13 protein-coding genes and 2 pseudogenes are annotated in these 14,694 nt (G+C 59.4%); 7 read left to right on the plus strand and 8 right to left on the minus strand.

Going from position 1 to position 14,694, the window contains the following annotated elements; genetic code table 11:
• Positions 1-142: 142 nt before the first annotated feature.
• The 3 genes from SO156_RS33130 to SO156_RS33140 all read left to right on the plus strand — a co-directional run bounded on the left by SO156_RS33130 (position 143) and on the right by SO156_RS33140 (position 3,025).
• On the plus strand, positions 143-886 hold the full coding sequence (locus tag SO156_RS33130) for a GMC oxidoreductase (RefSeq protein WP_498537695.1): 744 nt from the start codon (positions 143-145) through the stop codon (positions 884-886).
• 27 nt (positions 887-913) lie between these two features.
• Positions 914-1,291 (plus strand): c-type cytochrome, encoded by a 378-nt coding sequence (locus SO156_RS33135; RefSeq protein WP_498537696.1) that lies wholly within the window; start codon positions 914-916, stop codon positions 1,289-1,291.
• 681 nt (positions 1,292-1,972) lie between these two features.
• Positions 1,973-3,025, plus strand: coding sequence for a hypothetical protein (locus tag SO156_RS33140; protein WP_498537733.1), 1,053 nt, complete (start codon positions 1,973-1,975; stop codon positions 3,023-3,025).
• A 302-nt stretch (positions 3,026-3,327) separates the two neighbouring features.
• On the opposite strand, the gene SO156_RS33145 is transcribed toward SO156_RS33140, so the two are convergent.
• Together SO156_RS33145 and SO156_RS33150 are read right to left on the minus strand one after the other, a co-directional pair.
• Positions 3,328-3,735, minus strand: a complete 408-nt coding sequence (locus SO156_RS33145) for a helix-turn-helix domain-containing protein (protein ID WP_498537734.1) — start codon at positions 3,733-3,735, stop codon at positions 3,328-3,330.
• Positions 3,736-3,786: 51 nt separating this feature from the next.
• Positions 3,787-4,197, minus strand: a complete 411-nt coding sequence (locus SO156_RS33150; RefSeq protein WP_498537697.1) for an AraC family ligand binding domain-containing protein — start codon at positions 4,195-4,197, stop codon at positions 3,787-3,789.
• 367 nt (positions 4,198-4,564) lie between these two features.
• On the opposite strand from SO156_RS33150, the gene SO156_RS33155 reads away from it, so the two are divergent.
• Positions 4,565-5,707 (plus strand): MFS transporter, encoded by a 1,143-nt coding sequence (locus tag SO156_RS33155; RefSeq protein WP_498537698.1) that lies wholly within the window; start codon positions 4,565-4,567, stop codon positions 5,705-5,707.
• A 41-nt stretch (positions 5,708-5,748) separates the two neighbouring features.
• Positions 5,749-5,820, plus strand: a pseudogene (locus SO156_RS33160) (hypothetical protein); the annotation flags it as partial.
• A gap of 129 nt (positions 5,821-5,949) precedes the next feature.
• On the opposite strand, the gene SO156_RS33165 reads toward SO156_RS33160, so the two are convergent.
• Together SO156_RS33165 and SO156_RS33170 are read right to left on the minus strand one after the other, a co-directional pair.
• On the minus strand, positions 5,950-7,395 hold the full coding sequence (locus SO156_RS33165; protein ID WP_498537699.1) for an MFS transporter: 1,446 nt from the start codon (positions 7,393-7,395) through the stop codon (positions 5,950-5,952).
• Between the two features lie 32 nt (positions 7,396-7,427).
• On the minus strand, positions 7,428-7,904 hold the full coding sequence (locus SO156_RS33170) for a redoxin domain-containing protein (RefSeq protein WP_498537735.1): 477 nt from the start codon (positions 7,902-7,904) through the stop codon (positions 7,428-7,430).
• 1,056 nt (positions 7,905-8,960) lie between these two features.
• Between SO156_RS33170 and SO156_RS33175 the strand changes: the two genes are divergently transcribed.
• Positions 8,961-9,287 (plus strand): hypothetical protein, encoded by a 327-nt coding sequence (locus SO156_RS33175; protein WP_498537700.1) that lies wholly within the window; start codon positions 8,961-8,963, stop codon positions 9,285-9,287.
• Between the two features lie 563 nt (positions 9,288-9,850).
• Here SO156_RS33175 and SO156_RS33180 read toward each other — a convergent pair.
• Positions 9,851-10,131 (minus strand): annotated as a pseudogene (locus tag SO156_RS33180) (DUF427 domain-containing protein).
• A gap of 185 nt (positions 10,132-10,316) precedes the next feature.
• Complete coding sequence (locus SO156_RS33185) at positions 10,317-11,234, minus strand: NADP-dependent oxidoreductase (protein WP_498537701.1); 918 nt, start codon at positions 11,232-11,234, stop codon at positions 10,317-10,319.
• A gap of 594 nt (positions 11,235-11,828) precedes the next feature.
• On the opposite strand from SO156_RS33185, the gene SO156_RS33190 reads away from it, so the two are divergent.
• A complete protein-coding gene (locus SO156_RS33190; RefSeq protein ID WP_498537702.1) occupies positions 11,829-12,515 on the plus strand; it encodes an antibiotic biosynthesis monooxygenase family protein in 687 nt (228 codons plus the stop codon).
• A gap of 340 nt (positions 12,516-12,855) precedes the next feature.
• On the opposite strand, the gene SO156_RS33195 is transcribed toward SO156_RS33190, so the two are convergent.
• Complete coding sequence (locus SO156_RS33195; protein WP_498537703.1) at positions 12,856-13,440, minus strand: carboxymuconolactone decarboxylase family protein; 585 nt, start codon at positions 13,438-13,440, stop codon at positions 12,856-12,858.
• Positions 13,441-13,456: 16 nt separating this feature from the next.
• Complete coding sequence (locus SO156_RS33200; protein WP_498537704.1) at positions 13,457-14,092, minus strand: nitroreductase family protein; 636 nt, start codon at positions 14,090-14,092, stop codon at positions 13,457-13,459.
• Positions 14,093-14,694: the final 602 nt, after the last annotated feature.

Below are 14,694 nucleotides of genomic sequence, written 5' to 3' on the forward strand. Positions count from 1 at the left end.
ATGCGTCAGGCAGACTGAGCTCCGCATGAGGCGACCCTCGCTTTTAGCGCAGAGAGAGGGACGCCTCGCACATGGATGATCACGCAATTATGCCGCGATCAAAAAAAGTGGACTGCACCTCCAAAAGTGGACTGCAACTCCGATGACCAATGACCAAAGCGACAAAACCTTCCATCTGAACCGTCAAGGCCGTCTCGGCGTTGCCGCTGCCACGGGCGCTGCTTCGCCGGCTCCGGGTGTCCTGATAGGCACCGCCGCGACGACCGCGGCTCTCGCGGAAGCATCCGAACCGGCCCTATCCCAATCCGCAGGCGCTTCCTCGAGTACTCTCGCTGCCAAGTCGCCTTCGCCAATCCCCGGCTATCTGTCATTTGGCCCGGACGATGGCGGTCTCGTCGAGGTAATGATCAACGTGATGTGTCCTGCGGATGTGCTGACCATCGACCGACAACTGACGGGCAGTTTCGGTAACGGCGCGCGCCTTTATATGCGCGGCCCCTGGCAAGAGGGTAACCCTGAACCGGGCTATCAATTGCCGCTCACACCCAGCAGTTTTTCGAGGTGGGACTCGCCGGCGCGGATGCAGCCTGCCGGAAACGTAAAAGCAAGGCCTTTGGAGAATTGGGTGAGAGTGGCCGACCGATTTCTCCATGAAAGCGTCCATCAGACCACCCATGTCACAGGCGGCACGATCATGGGCAGCCATCCCGTCACCAGCATCGTCTCTCCTCATCTGCAACACTGGGATGCGGAGAACCCGTTTATCGGCGGTGCATCCATCTATCCCTCCAATGCCGGCTACAACCCGACAGGCTCGTTAGGGGCGCTCGCGCTTCGACTCGGCGACGATCTCAACGATTACGTTGCGTGGCCGCGCCACCTCTGATCCCGATCCAAAAAAAGGATATTCCCAATGAAAGGCGCAGGAAAGATTGGCACGATTATCGCGGCGCTCGTATTTGCGGCAGCAACCGCAAATCCAAGCTACGCGCAGGACGCCGAGCACGGAAAAACCATCTTCAAAGCTTGCGCAACGTGCCACGCTACGGATCAGGCGGTTCGCGTCGGGCCGGGTCTGGGAGGAATCATCGGCAGGAAGTCGGGTACGGTTCCCAGCTTCCACTACAGTGACGCGATGAAGATGTCCAATATTGTCTGGGATACGAAGATCCTCGACGCGTATCTGGAATCGCCACAGAAGGTGGTTCCCGGAAACAGGATGCCCTACGCTGGGCTGAACAACCCAACGGACCGGGCCGACCTCGTTGCCTATCTTGCCACGTTAAAGTAGCGGCTCGTTCAGCGAGACGTCAGCAAGACACCCTCCATTTGGACATTAACATCGATACTGCCGCCTTGTGTGTTTGACCGGCAGAGCACGCGCGGCCGCTTCGACATTGATTGAAGCCACGAGCGCATAGAGGTCAGCGTGTCCGCTCGGACCATGACATCACTGTTCCTGTCATGGCGTCCCTGATGCCCTGCATCAGGGACGCCATGAACGACTATCTCGACGCGCCCAAGTGCTCGAACGGTCCAAGAGATTTGAGCCTGGGAGGATTCTTGGCGAGCGACTCGCGCCCGACATGCTAAGTTCGGAGAACAGTTCTCGGTAAGCTGGACCAGCCTCCGCGGAAGTTTCGGCTCCTTCGTCCTTTGGTTTGACACCGATCGGCGCTCTCACTGGCTCAACGATGACGGTGATCGTCAAAAAGGGACATTTCGCGAATTATCTTTGAAAGCGAGAGGTGACATTTTCTGCCACGCAACCCGGCAGGGAAATAGGACAAAATAAAGAAGCGACTCTGCCTTCGTTTTCGTGAACGTTCTTTGACAAAGTGTGAGTTTATATGAACATCGAAATGATCAAGACTCGACGCACTGACGCAAGGCGACACGCAAAGGTAAGTTTTCAACACTGTCTTGTAAGTCGTCTCGCACATCGGCTTCTTTGTGGCGACTCTATAGGTTGATGATGGAAGCATTAATTCTCCCGCGGAATCGCAAGAGGTTGTTTGAGAAGCGCTTTGACTCTTTGGCTCTGGTTCCCACGGCGGCGGCGATTTGTTATCCATTTCTGCTCAATGCTTTTCATGCTGTCGTCGGCACGGAAGCCGTAAGCCCATCACCGCTCGCAATCGCCAGCGCGACCTTCATCCTGGTCGTTGCGTTCGTCGTGCCGTTTCTTGGGATCGCCCTGGCTTGTCGTCCCACGTCCGCCCCCGGTTCAAGACGCCTCGCTTATGTCAGCGTTGTGTCGCCAACGCTCTATGTCTTTCTCGGCGTCGTCCAGACCTTGATCGAGAGTCCTATTCCCGACGAGGTCGTCTGGTGCGCGATATGGCTCGCGATCGCGATCTGGTCGCAGTCTGCCCGAGATCCGGTCGCTGCAACTGTGCCTGCAGTCGGGGGATGGCGGGTTGTCCACGGGCTAACGGCCGCGGTCCTGTCCCTATATGTGGTGTTTCATCTCACCAATCATCTGTTCGGCTTGATAGGTCCGGATGCGCATGCGGCCGCTATGAAGATCGGACGCGTGGTTTATCGCTCTGCCGTAGGTGAACCGTTGTTGGTGGCGACCATGCTTTTCCAGATTGGCACCGGCCTCTTTCTGGCATGGCGGTGGAGCGCCGCGGCGCATGACTTCCAGCGGACCTATCAGGTGGCTTCGGGAACCTATCTCTCACTGTTCATTCTCGGCCACATGAATTCGGTCTTCGTCTACGCCCGAGGCTTTCTCGGCATATCGACGGATTGGAATTTCGCGATCGGAGCCCCGACTGGGCTCATTCATGACGCATGGAATATCCGTCTGCTGCCTCACTACGCGCTCGGCGCCTTCTTCGTCCTGAGCCACCTTGCTTCAGGGCTGAGAGTGGTACTGATCGCACACGGTGTCGATCAACGTAATGCCGACCGCCTTTGGGGTGTCTGCGTCGCGATGAGCACCATCGTCGCGGCCGCGATCATCGCGGGAATGTCCGGCGTCAGGATCGGTGCATTGGCTTCGCGACTTGCGAAGTGATTATCGCGCTCGTATGCGCCGCTCCACGCAAAGCGCGGGAGTCCCCGACCAAGGTGGCGCGCCGTGTGAGAGTTTCTCCTTTTTTGTCTCCTGTCGGACGCTCTGGGAAACAACGGAGCGTATCGTCTTGCGGAGCCAATCGATGACCAGCGTCGGGCGACCAACGAAGGAGAGTTGGCTCTGAAATCGTCGTGACTGGCCGCAACGTCACTCAGCAGAGTGGCGGAGACTACGTGAGAGACGGGCGCGGTGTGCACAGCACCAGTCGAGGCCTTCGACGTGATAATCTTCGGGGCCGATCTTCAGAGCGAAGGCCCACTTTTCCCGTGCGATCCTCCCGGGGAATCCTCACTCGACCTATCTAAAGCGCGCGCTACCGCTTTCTCATGTCGGAGATGATGAAGAAAGGCGGTCGGTGTCACTTTCGTTACTTGTCGGAAGGAAAACGAGAACGGCGAAGTACTGCCGAAGCCCACATCCGCCGCGACCTGCGAGATCGCCCGCCGCGCCGAGAGTTGATCGATTGCGAGGGTTATTCTTGCTCTTTGTCGCCAGGCTTTGAAGGTCAATCCTGTTTCTACTGGAAACATGCGGCTGATCGTACGAATCGACGCTGCGGCGCGAACGGCAAGGTCACTTATGCCGAGGAGCACCTGCGAATCCGCTAACGCCAGATCAGCGACGCGTCTTCCGACCATGCTTGTCGGCATCGGAAGGAACACCGGAACGTCGGGTGCCTCGGTAAGCTCGTGAAGAATCAATCAGACTGCAAGCTCGGCTTTTTCGGACTGTGTATCGACGTTGAAAGCGGCGACGATTAATTCCCGTAGAAGCGGTGTAACCGCCAAGGCGAATATGTAATCGAGTGGCCTTTCCGGCGCCCACTTCTGCAAAGCCGATGGGTGCCAATAGATCATCCGCAATTCGGTATCGGAAAGCATGTCGACCCGATGAGGTATGCCGGCCGGCATCCAGAGTGCAAGTTGGGGCGGGACGAACCAGCGTCCTGATACGGTGTAAACATGGAGTGTTCCCGAAGCAGCAAAGATCACTTGTGCTTTTTCATGTGCGTGCAATCCGACGGCCGCACCTCGGGGGAACGTCCTGCTAAGAATCCCGAACGGCATCGGTAGCTGCGCTTGGCGCGTCATATACGTCGATTGGCCACTCATCGTTGACACGCCTTGCTATCATTGCGCGACGAGCCGGTCGAGCGTCCTGTCGCAGACCGTGTTGCCCATGTCGACTCCGACACCTGTTCTAACGAGAGAGCTCATGTTGAAGAGAATACCGGTCACTGGTGTGCAGTTATGGCCAACACAACTCAACTGTTCGCATAACACTAAACGTTTCGCGCCGGAGATTGCATCCTGATGGACGGCGTCGAATGTTTAACCGCGTCGAAGCGCCGCCGGGCAATGCTCTGCATCTTGCTTGGACTTGGTCTAAGTTCCCTCGGAAGCGCTATCGTGAATATCGCCTTGCCAAATATCTCGCGCTCATTCGCAAGCAGTGACGCGGCGACCGTTTGGGTCGTGAATGCCTATCAGCTTTCGGCAACGGTATGCTTTGTTGCCCGTTGCAAGTCTGGCCGAGTCACTCGGTCTGAAGCGCGTTTATGCCGCCGGTCTAGCTATTTTTGTCCTCGCGTCGTTGGGTTGCGCTTTCGCTCCAACCTTGCCGATGCTGGTAAGTGCGCGCTTGATTCAGGGCGCTGGAGCGGCCGGCGTTTCTGTGGCCGGCATTGCATTCGTACGCGTGATCTATCCGTACCGCATGGTCAGTAAGGGTCTCGCGCTGGTCGCATTAGCGGTGGCGATACCCGGAGCATTGGGGCCTACCATCGCCGCGACAATACTTGCCGTCGCAAAATGGCCCTGGTTGTTTCTGGTGAATGCGCCGTTCGGCCTCGCGGTACCGCTATTTATTGCAGCTGCACCACCGGACATTCGGGTTGCTCGCTCTCTCGATCTGACCGGGACCGCTCTCAATGCGTTGGCGTTCGGGCTTTTCGTCGTCGGTGTCGGCACGCTGGGTGTTGGCGATGGGCGCATTGCGATGGGAGAGATCGTAGCAGGTCTTTCTGTCTTTGGCCTCTTCGTTCGACAACAGCTCCAGCACCCTATGCCAATGTTGCCATTCGATCTTTTCCGTGTACCTCTGTTCACCCTATCGATGTGGACATCTGTCTGCTCCTATGCAGCACAAATTCTGGCTTACGTCTCCTTGCCGTTTTTTTTGAGACGGGGATGCATCTTTCTTGTGACGCCCTGGCCGTTCACGACTGCGGTCACGGCTCCGATCGCCGGTCGTTTGACAGTCCGCTACCCCGCGTCGGTGCTTTGTAGCATTGGTTTGGCGTTGTTGGCGGCCGGTTTGCTTCTGATGGTCTTCTTGCCGACAACTCCGGCGAAGTGGGATGTCGTATGGCGGCTGGCGCTTTGCGGTATCGGCTTTGGCCTTTTCCAGACCCCAAACAACACTGCGATGAGGACGACTGGACCCATAGGGCGTAGTGGGATGAATGCTGCGGCTCGCTACGTCGGATGGTCGCTTGGTTCTGCGTTGGTCTCACTGATCTTCGGCTTGGGCGGAGATCATGGCGCGGTCTTTTGTTTGGCCGCCGGAATGGCCTTCGCTCTGATGGGAGCCGCTACCAGCAGCGCTCGTCGGTTCAGGTAGCGTCTCCGAATGCGGGACGCCCGCACCTCGTCGAAGGTTGTGTGGCGATTTGTTCGCCGCTAGACAGACGTAGCTTTCGACGAGCCGCCGCCGAACTCGGGGTACAGGAATCGACGATCAGCCGTGGCATCCGAGAGTTGGAAGATGAAGTCGGGTTGCTTTATACGTCCCCCTGGTGGCGTAACGCTCACCAGTGCGGGCAGAGTTATGCTCGCGTTGCGAACGGTCGTATCGAATACGCCTTAGAAGATGGTGGTGGCCGGAGTCGGGGTTATTGCAGCCGTAAAGGCGCCGCCGATCGAGGTCACGGCGGCAACGGCGAGACCGACCTCATAGCCAGATTCGAAAGACGCGACGCCGGCGGCCAGCGCCACGCCGGTAAGCTGCGCAATCCGGCTCGCCGCATTGTTGATGCCGGAGGCGAGCCCTTCGTTCGTCTGGTCAACGCTCGACATGACGGACGCGGTGAGCGGCGCCACGAGCACTGCGAACGACAGGCCAAGCAGCGTCATGGGTGCGATAACGCCAAGCATCAAAGGTTCCTTCTGACCGAGCGCCATCCAAACATACGCCAGAGCGGCACCTGCCGGTCCCGCGATAAGCATGGTTCGCGCGCCAATCCTGTCCGCCAACCTGCCGAAGACATTCGACAGGAGTCCCACGCCGAGCGTGAAGGGCAGGAATACCAGCCCGGCATCGGTCGACGACAGAGCGCGGCGATCGACGAGATCGAAAGGTAGCAGGAAGAACATGATCGAGATCCCCGTATAGATCATCAGGGTCGCGACGTTCAGCCCGAGGAAGGCGTGGTTCTCAACAAGGCGGGGTGGCGTCATCGGGTGTTCGCTTCTGCGCTCCCAGAATGCGTAGACCGCGAGCCCAACAATGCCGAGCCCGGCGACGATCGCGAGCGCCGTGCCCGTCCGGGCCGGAGCGTCCGCGGCGCCCTGAGCTTCACTAGGTCCGATCTGGCTGAGCGCCCAGGCGAGCGCCCCGAGCGCGGAAGCCAGGATCGTGGCGCCGATCACGTCGAACGGGCGTCGGATGCGGCCATCTTTGGGCGCGAAGACCAGCAGAACTCCCACTGCTACGAGCGCGAGCGGCGGGTTTATCCAGAACACGGAGGGCCAGCCAAGCGTTTCGGTCAGCCAGCCGCCCAGGACAGGACCTCCGGCGGTGGTAAGAGCCGATGCAGCGGCCCATACTCCGATCGCTCGATTTCGCTCCGCGCGCGGATAGGTGGCCCCGATCAGGGCGAGACTGGCGGGGGTGACGATTGCTGCGGCCGCTCCCTGAACGACGCGCGCGGCGATCAACCAGGCGGGCGAAGGCGCCAGAGCGCAAATCGCGGACGCCAGACCGAACAGGACGCAACCGAGCGCGAGCATGCGCGCCTTGCCGTAAACATCGGCGAGCGCGCCGCCGATCAATGTCAGCGAGGCGAGCGCCAGCATATACCCGTTGAGAACCCATTGAATGGAGGCGAGGTCCGCACCGAGGTCAGCGCGCAATCTCGGCAACGCGACGGGCAGCGCCGTCCCGTCGATGAACGCCATCGAGGATGCGAGCACGCAAGCGGCCAGCACAATGCCCCGGTGTCGACCCGCCTCTCCCCGCCCGAGCTCTCCCGGGCCCGATTCCGCATCGATAACGCCGCGGCTGCGCGGCTCTACAAACGGCTGTGCCATTCATCGATCTCCCCGCTATCTGCCGCTGGTCGTCAGTTCTTTGCCAAAGATTTGAGGTGGCGGACAAAGCCGAGCACATCGTCGGGCATCAGACGGCCGATCGCGCGAGTCGAATAGACGGCCGTCACCACCCGGCCTTCGGGATTGAGGACGAAGCCGGTCGCTTGGAGGCAGACGGGATCGTCATTGACGAACGCGCCGGTGACTGCGGAAACCGCTCGCGCGTTGGCGCCGTAAGCGACTGGGAAACCGAGCTTGTGCTTTTCGACGAGCGTTTCCGACTTTTCCCGATCGTCTACCGATACCGAGACGACCTTGATGCCTTCCCCAGCGAATTTGTCCGCCGCTCGCGCGAAAGCGGCAAGCTGGGCGTTGCAGTACGGACACCAGGAACCGCGGTGGAACAGGACCACACCGAACCCGCCGGCCAGATCGCCAGGCAAATGCATTTTGCAGCCACCGACGCGATCAAAGGTTAGAGAGGGAAAGACATCGCCATTTCGCAGCATCACGATTGCTCCGTTGTTTGAGCTGCCTGGCGCTCAAAGTGCCCGCGGTTCCCGCTAGAACGCCCGTCGCATCCGGGAATAGGATAACTTCGCTGATCCCACCTCCGAGAGGCGTGACGGCTTCGATGACGTCGTTGCGAGCCTCCTGGCTTCTCAATCCGGCATCGCGTGTCGGTCGCGGCACCGAAATTCTATGACGACGTTTTGGAGAATGACCATGCAACGCCAGGCGAGGGAAATCACAACTTGTCATCGAGTCGATAGACGATCGTTATTGCCGCTTGCCACACCGCGTGATGCCATAGCAGGAATGCCACCAGCCGGATCTGCAGGGATTCTAAACCCGTTCCACCACGGCATTTCACTGGGGAGATATTGTTTCCATCCCCACGCGTTTATAGCGACGATGAGGTGTCGAGCGTACGTAGAGACGGCTGCTGCTCTAATCTCCAGCCGGCGAAGACCGTGCCGCCTGTCCGCAATTCACCTAGGCAACCCACTCCTCAAGCGTGCTGTCGCGTCGGGCGACATAATCACTACGCCATGTTCGGTTATCGGTTCAGGGGCTGACTAGCCTGACCAACGGATTTGCGTCTCCTGCAGAGTGCGATGTCTTTGTTCATCGCATGGCCTTATTCCAACGTGGCGCCGTGCGCTCGAATGTCAAATCGGTTATTGGTTGCCTGACTCTGCGTCCGTCGCTATCGCGCCACAATCAGCCAGATACCTCATCGAGTTTCAAGCAACCCGCCGAACACCCGAAGAACACAGGTGCGTAGAATGAAATTTCTACTCGAGCGCTTGTCTGACCTCATGCGCGGGTCGTTACCGTCTGAAAGCTTTAGACCCGGGGCGCCGGAGAGAATGAAAACAATAGCGATCCGGCATTTCTAACAACGCGCAGACGGGAATACCCTTCCCATACACCTCATCGATACTTGGTGGCAGCACGGGGGCCCACCGATCACAACGCGGTTGATCCGCGTTCGTGTGTGCGGCCCCTACTCTCGATGTCCAAGAACTCGATCGAGCAGTCCAGCATGAAGGAGTTGCGCCATGCCCTTTCGCTTCATCGCGAAGTCTATCCACACCTACCTAATCGACTATCCTGTTGCCATCGTCTTGATGGTTGCGCCATTCCGGCTGAACTCAGTCAACAGCGGTCCTGTCGCGCTGTGGCTTTCGGCCGTGCCCCGCGGCGCGGCACTGCTGCTGCCGGCTTTCACGGACCATGCGACCGGGCTCCTCTGGGTCATGCGTTACTGGCTGCATACCTGGGTGGACCACGCATTGGGTGCAATCTCCATCACTGCCCTCTCTGCTCTCCATTTTACTGGCTTTGACGCCTGGCACTACTGGTTTCTCGCCGCTGGATCTTGCTGACGACCTCAGTTCTCGGCGCGCCCGAGGTGAGCGCCGCCCAGCGAGCGAACCTCGCCACGCTGAACTACCATGTGAGAATCGGTTCCGATTTTGGCGCCGCATCCCGTTGCGGATGCGATCGCAAGAAAGGTGTGTCGCGCCAATCGTGGTCGAATAGACTGTAGCCAATGACACTACGATCAAGGCCACATATGGCCACCTATCTCTTCGATCGCAGTAAGACCCGCGCGTGAGTTAGCGGAGACAGGTGGCGCCTACTTTCTACACTGCGGGGCCTTGTCCCAGGAGGCCGAGCTCTTCTTCCATCGAGACGTTACTTGCGCCATTCAGGCAAGTGGTCGGCTAGCGGTTACCCCATGTCGGGGTTGATCGCGAATTCCTGGGACCACCGGATTGACGAAGCTGATGAACTTCGTGTGGGCAGCCATTCGACTGGGCAGCATAATCATCAAGACCGATACTAATGGTTCGTCCAAAGTAGCGTGAGTCTGAGCACTCTTCTTGCCGTGACCCCGATTGGCCGCCGTCAGCCTTTAAGGTGGGGGAGTACTGTGGTCATTCCATTACCTTACATCCACACCTTTCCAGAATGCGATGTAGCCTTTGATGACCGCAGCTGCATCGGAGAGCTCGGCGTAGTACCACGCTGCATCTTCATTAGTTTGCCATCGACGACAAGCGAATAGTAATTCGCAAGACCCTTCCATGGACACCGGCTGGTCGTCGTGCTCTGCCTAAGATATTGCGTATTGACGGAATCGGGCGGGAAGTAGTGGTTGCCTTCGACGATAACGGTCTTGTCCGATTTCGCTATCATAGTCCCGTTCCACGTCGCGACTGCCATTTCTCATTCCTAACATGCGATAAGCTTGAGCGGATACAATCCATGCTTGATCCGTTCGGTCGGCGCTTGATAGCGTGGTCCGCGAATGCGCGGTCAAACCGGATTGCGAGCTTCCTCCTCCTCGAAGGAGACGGGACGACCTGGACAGCGCCGGTCGGCCGCGTGCATCGATAGGCGCTTGTCGCTCACGGACGAACGCGGATGATGGTCTTCCCATTGATCCGATTGGCTTGGTTGAAGGCGGCCACGGCGTTCTCGAGGGTCGACACAGTGCCGATGTTCGTCCGCAGTCGTCCGTCCCGCACCCGCTGAACGATCTCACCCAGCTGGGCACGATTGGACTCGACAACGAAGTCGACCGCCAGACCGTCGTCGGGCCGAGCCTCGCACGGCCCGACGATGGACACCAACATTCCTCCGGCTCGAACCAGGCGCGCGGACCGCTTCCCGATGTCGCCGCCGATGAGATCGATCACCAAATCGACGCCGCCGACGTCTTCCAGGTCGTCGTTCTCGAGGTCGACGAACTCTTGCGCGCCGAAGTCGAGCGCCTTCTGACGGTGGGGGGCGCGTCCGGTGCCGATCACGTAGGCGCCGGCCTCACGTGCGAGTTGGGTCACGATCGACCCGACCGCGCCGGCCGCGCCGTGCGCGATGACGCTCTGCCCCGCCCGAAGGCGGCCGTGCTCGAACAGTCCCTGCCACGCGGTCAGGCCCGAGATCGGCAGGCTCGCGCCCACCGTGAAGTCGACGTCGCCCGGCAGCGGCGCGAGGTTGCGTGCTTCGACTGCCACGTACTCCGCCAGAGTGCCGTCGCGATACCAGTCGGCGAGGCCGAACACTCGCTGTCCGACCGACAGCCCAGTCGTGCCATAGCCGAGGGCGGTAACCACTCCGGCCAGCTCGTGCCCAGGAATTGACGGTGTTCGGTCACGGTCGAGGCGATCGGTCCAGGTCGAAGGCCACGCCAACTCAGTTCCGACGAATCCCGACGCATGAACCTGAACGACGACGTCGTTTATCGCAGCCTGCGGCTCGGGCCGCTCCACTAGCTTCATTCCGGCCGTTCCCACAGCCTGGTCCGTCACCACTATCGCTTTCATCGTCCACCTCTTCGAGTGTGGTATGTCGTCATCATTCGAATTCCTTTGCAGATCACCGAAAATACGACGCAAAACTCGATGGTCAAATGACGTGTAGCTATGGAATCAATGCCATCGGCGTAAGAAGCGGACGTTTGTACCGCACCTTTGACTATCGCGCGCTGCGTTGACAGTTCCTTTCGACGCCGGAAATTGATGATTTCGAGACGGCGCCGGTAGTCAACCGCGCGCCGGCTCGCCGCGACAGCCGGTCGGCGGGTGATTGGCGCGAGCGCGTGCGGCGCTAGGTGTCGAGAGCCGTGCCGGAACATCTATCCGGCGAGAGTGCGGCACTTCCCTCCGCGAGGACTCGCTCGAGCGAACTCTTGGCGACCGCGACGAGGTGTTCACGTGCCGGTCCACTGGTCGCGACCGTATTACACGCGGTTATCGAAATCATAGCTTTACGAGTCGATTCTTTGCCAATAACGCTGTCGCAGTGAGCACGGTCGTCAGGCCGCGGCCGACGGCGTAAAGCTCGCGGCAGTTTAGAATTGCGAGCACATCCGGAGCCGAGGTGATTACGTCGCAGCACTCTAGGAGCGAGATACGACGATGTTTTCTGTGATTTTCGAGGCGCTCCCCAATAAAGAGAACTGGGATGAATACCTCGACTACGCCAAGATACTGCGCCCCGAGCTGGAGCAGGTCGAAGGCTTCGTCGACAACATCCGCTACAAGAGCCTGACCCGCGAGGGCTGGATCCTATCGCACTCGAACTGGCGGGACGAGAAGTCGCTCGTGCGCTGGCGGATCCACATGCGCCATCACGAGGCCGAGCAGAAGGGCCGCGACGAAATCCTCGCTGACTACCACCTGCGCGTCGGCCAGATCACTGCTGACAATCAAGTGCCGCCGGGGTATGCCCTCACGGAGCAGAGGCTCGAGGAGACCGAAGTCGGGGAGGGAACGACGGTCACGCTGATTAACGCGACTCGACCCGCGGAGTGGAAGCAGACCAACAACCCGTATGATTGCGCCGAGTGGCTTGGCCTGAATCCGTGGGCCGCCGACACCACCTCCTGGGACATCTTCGAGGCCTTGCTCAACCCCGGCGACCTGATCCTGCTTATATCCTGGAAGGACGCAGCTGCAGCTCAGGCCTACGAGGACGCTTCCACGCTGAATGACAAGGCGAGGGTCCGGAGGGTGCGGATCGTGCGCGACTACGGGAAATACGACCGTCGTGAGGCGCCTCAGTATTACGCGGACGCCAAGAACGGCGAGACCCTCCACGCCTGATATCGCTCCGTCCAGGACCCCGAGCGGACTGAACCGTGGCTTCAGCGTCGACATGCTTGTCGAAGCTTAACCACCCTCCTTCACTATCTGAGAGAAGATTTGTTGCCAGCCAGGTCCTGAACAGGGCTCTGGCTTCGCGCGCGTGTCGGCTCCTTGAGCGTGCCCACCGACGTGGACACGATGGACGAGGACCCGGGCGCTTGTTGGCGATCTCGGTGTCCTGTCATGCTAGGTCTTCAAGGAAAGGCGGCAGCGCGGCCCCCAGCGAGCGGCCGTCGGCACATGTGAAAGCCCAGATGCGTTCCCAAGAATCTTTCCTGGCTGCATCTGGGCTGTGCCGTTACGCTCCCATGGAGATGGTCGACGTGACCGGATAGAGTTCAGACGAGCCGGCTGGCGTAACGACGGGAAAGTCCTTCTCGGGATCGAACACGTTATTGAAAAAGTTCGTCAGAGAGTACATGGCCACCAGCGCGACGATCTCCATGACGTTCGCATCCGTGTAGCCGGCAACGCGGACGGCTTTCAGATCGGCGTCACTGACATTGCCTCGAGTCTCGACGACTTTGCGCGCAAACTGGACGGCGGCGTCCCGCTTCGGGTCGGTGGCATGGCCCCTCCGAGCGAGAATGATTTCATCGGCCGGCAGCTTTGCCATATGCTCAGCCGTAAAGCTGTGAACCGTCAGACAATAGTTGCAGCCATTTACTTCGGAGACAGCAAGGCCGATGCTGTCGCGGGTTTTCACGTCAAGCGCTTTGCTCAAGGAGCCGAGCAGGGTGGCCCAGGCGTTGAACGCGATCGGGCTCTGCGCGAAGGTCGCCATCATATTTGGGGTGAACCCGATGTTCCTGGACAACGCATCGACCGCCGGTTTGCAGTCGGCCGGCACCTGTTCCGGCCTTAGTGCCGCGGTTCTTGGCATCGTAGTCTCCTAATTACTACACGAGATCCAGCACATCAGCCACCGGACGGCGCGGCTTCTGCGGCCAATTTCCCGGACGCTCCGCCCCTACGGACAACAGCATGACCGGTACTTCGTCCTTGGTCAGTCCGAACTCGCGGTGCACCGCGTCGGCATCGAAACCGATCATCGGCGTCGAACCCAGACCCAGCGAACGGGCCGCATAGATCATCGCCGCCGCGCCGAAAGTGCCGGTGCGTACTGCTTCGTCGCGCTGACGCTGCGGGTACTCCATGTACAGATCACGTGCGGGGATTTCCCATTCCGGCACCATCTCTGCCGGCATGATGCCTGCTTCCACCAGCGGTGCCAGCCGCTCTGGTACTACGCCGGAATCGGCCAACTGGCCGCAGACGATGAAGGTAACGGCCGCTTCGGTGATCGCGGGCTGACTCCAAGCGATCGGGCTCAGCCGAGCTTTGGCTTCAGGCGTGCGCACGGCGATGAAGCGCCAGTTCTGCAAGTGGAAGGATGTCGGCGCGGTGGTGCCGATTCGCACTAGCTCGCGGATTTGGTCGTCGCTCAAGATGGCGGCGGGGTCGTAATACTTGGCGGCGCTTCGGCTCAAGATACATTCGATGACGGCGTTGGTCATGGTGATTCCGTTGGTCATGGTGCTCCCGTTGGTCGTGGTGTTACTTAAGCGTGCAGGAAATGTTGCGGTGATGGAGCCCAATCGACATCTCATGCCAGGGACATGGGTAGTTCCCTCAGGTTACCGCGACGAGTCTGCTAGACTGGATGTCGCCGGCCACCGTCACAACTATTGCCTTCATCGTCCATCTGCTCGTGTGCGGTGGGTCGTCCTCTCTCGAATTCCTTTGTATACGAACGAAAATATTGCGGCGAAATTCGATGAGCCAATGACCTTTGGTTATGGAATCGATGCCATCGAGGCGGCGCGCAAAACTCGATGGGGCGGTCGAATACATGCTTCTAACGCCGAAAGGGAGCGTTTGATGGATGGAGAAGCATTGATTTCGAGGAGCGCAAGCAGCCCTCCCCGAGGGCTGCGACGAAGGGATCTCCGAGCGCCGGTGATATGGTGTGAGCTTTCGCCAATTCGACGATGGACGACGCAACTGCCTGTTTGCGCGGGAATTGGCAGGAAACAGAAATTGTCACAACCTAAATTGCTTAATCAGTTTCCGAACTATTCCGAACCGCGCGGCGGCCAAATGCTGCAGGTGCAAGTCCCGGCTGCTGCGATGATTG

Source organism: Bradyrhizobium sp. UFLA05-125, assembly GCF_059803515.1.

What these genes read in the sequence shown, in the direction of transcription:
- SO156_RS33130 (WP_498537695.1), top strand. Translation starts at nt 143, where the DNA reads ATGACCAATGACCAAAGCGACAAAACCTTCCATCTGAACCGTCAAGGC.
- SO156_RS33135 (WP_498537696.1), top strand. Translation starts at nt 914, where the DNA reads ATGAAAGGCGCAGGAAAGATTGGCACGATTATCGCGGCGCTCGTATTT.
- SO156_RS33140 (WP_498537733.1), top strand. Translation starts at nt 1,973, where the DNA reads ATGATGGAAGCATTAATTCTCCCGCGGAATCGCAAGAGGTTGTTTGAG.
- SO156_RS33145 (WP_498537734.1), bottom strand. Translation starts at nt 3,735, where the DNA reads ATGCCGACAAGCATGGTCGGAAGACGCGTCGCTGATCTGGCGTTAGCG.
- SO156_RS33150 (WP_498537697.1), bottom strand. Translation starts at nt 4,197, where the DNA reads ATGAGTGGCCAATCGACGTATATGACGCGCCAAGCGCAGCTACCGATG.
- SO156_RS33155 (WP_498537698.1), top strand. Translation starts at nt 4,565, where the DNA reads ATGCCTATCAGCTTTCGGCAACGGTATGCTTTGTTGCCCGTTGCAAGT.
- SO156_RS33165 (WP_498537699.1), bottom strand. Translation starts at nt 7,395, where the DNA reads ATGGCACAGCCGTTTGTAGAGCCGCGCAGCCGCGGCGTTATCGATGCG.
- SO156_RS33170 (WP_498537735.1), bottom strand. Translation starts at nt 7,904, where the DNA reads ATGCTGCGAAATGGCGATGTCTTTCCCTCTCTAACCTTTGATCGCGTC.
- SO156_RS33175 (WP_498537700.1), top strand. Translation starts at nt 8,961, where the DNA reads ATGCCCTTTCGCTTCATCGCGAAGTCTATCCACACCTACCTAATCGAC.
- SO156_RS33185 (WP_498537701.1), bottom strand. Translation starts at nt 11,234, where the DNA reads ATGAAAGCGATAGTGGTGACGGACCAGGCTGTGGGAACGGCCGGAATG.
- SO156_RS33190 (WP_498537702.1), top strand. Translation starts at nt 11,829, where the DNA reads ATGTTTTCTGTGATTTTCGAGGCGCTCCCCAATAAAGAGAACTGGGAT.
- SO156_RS33195 (WP_498537703.1), bottom strand. Translation starts at nt 13,440, where the DNA reads ATGCCAAGAACCGCGGCACTAAGGCCGGAACAGGTGCCGGCCGACTGC.
- SO156_RS33200 (WP_498537704.1), bottom strand. Translation starts at nt 14,092, where the DNA reads ATGACCAACGGAATCACCATGACCAACGCCGTCATCGAATGTATCTTG.